The sequence below is a fragment of the Pseudomonas petrae genome (genome assembly GCF_021728295.1).
GTDB lineage: Bacteria > Pseudomonadota > Gammaproteobacteria > Pseudomonadales > Pseudomonadaceae > Aquipseudomonas > Aquipseudomonas petrae.
The window spans coordinates 1-1293 of the sequence record NZ_JAKJXE010000032.1 but is presented as its reverse complement, the minus strand read 5'-3'; the positions used below and the strand labels follow the sequence as shown (position 1 = coordinate 1293).

General features: G+C 59.2%; 1 protein-coding gene. It reads left to right on the top strand.

Annotation, left to right across the window (positions count from 1 at the left end):
* The first annotated feature begins 24 nt into the window (after window positions 1-24).
* A complete protein-coding gene (locus L4G42_RS25985; protein WP_237255098.1) occupies window positions 25-1128 on the top strand; it encodes an IS110 family RNA-guided transposase in 1104 nt (367 codons plus the stop codon).
* Window positions 1129-1293 lie beyond the last annotated feature (165 nt).

Sequence of the window (1293 nt, the reverse complement as noted above, 5' to 3'; positions counted from 1 at the left end):
GCCAACGACAGCGAGGGCGAGTCCATGAAAAAGCATACGACGGTTAATCAGTCTCTGTCTTCATCCAATCTCCCAGCATGTACCACCGTGGCGATTGATCTTGCCAAGCGGGTCTTTCAGATCGCCGGCGAAGATGCCTTGGGCCAGGTGCTTTATGAGGAGCGGATCAAGTCCCGAGAAGCCTTCTACGCCTTTTTGTGCAGGCTCGAACCGCACGTTGTCGTTCTCATGGAAACCGGTCCTGGCGCTCAGGCCTGGGCGCGTCAGCTGCAAGATCAGGGCAACCTGGCGCGGATACTTCCAGCCGGTCGTGTTGCTGATCATCGCAGCGGCGCCAAGAATGATCGCAACGATGCGCTCGCGATATTGCGCGCGGGCCGCGACAGCAGAATTTCGGCAGTGCCTATCAAAAGTGCCGCAGAGTTAGCCATGCAGGCATTGCACCGTATCCGGCAAGGTTATGTACGTCGGCGCACGGCGGTGGGTAACCAGATGCGAGGTTTGCTGCTCGAGCACGGCGTCGCGATGGCGCAAGGCGAGGTTGCGATCAGCCAGAAAGTACCTCGGGTACTGGAAGACGCAACCCAGCCGTTGCCGGACATGTTGCGCGAACTGATCGACGAGTTGCTGGGCGAATGGCGCCATTTGGGCGAGCGAGTCAGTGTATTGACCGGGCGTCTGGAGGTTGCTGCGAAACAGGACAAGACCGCCGTGCGGCTGATGACCATACGCGGTGTCGGGCCGATCATTGCTACCGCGATAGTGGCCAAGCAAACCCGGCCTGAGCGATTCGCTGACGCCCGCATGTTTGCGGCCTACTTCGGCTTGGTGCCCGATCAGGACAGTTCAGGAGAACGGGTTCGTCTGGGCCGAATGACCAAGCGTGGTGATGGGTACATCCGCAGCCTGGCGATACAGGGTGCTCATGCGGTATTGAGGCAGCTGCGGCACGACTCCGATCAGCCGGATGACCGTCGGCTGCTGCAGTGGCTGAGCCGCCTGGGAAGCAAAAAAGCCGCCATACGGCTGGCGAACCGCAACCTGCGCATCATCTGGTCGCTTTTACAGAATGATCAGACTTATCGTCGTGAGCCGGCCAAGCGGCAGGAGGCGGCGATGAGTCACTGATCCAAAGAGTTCTGCTACCGAGGCGCAAAAGCGCCCACCCTGCTAGAAAACATTGACCCCAGGTAAGACCGTCGCGGATTGATGCCTTGGCTCCTACTGGCCCTTGAGGCCTAAATGTAATAGGCATACCGCGAGCTCAACCAATGTTGGCCAGAAGCCCAAAGC

Excerpts from the sequence above, each read along its gene's own strand:
- L4G42_RS25985 (WP_237255098.1), top strand. The coding sequence starts at position 25 with ATGAAAAAGCATACGACGGTTAATCAGTCTCTGTCTTCATCCAATCTC.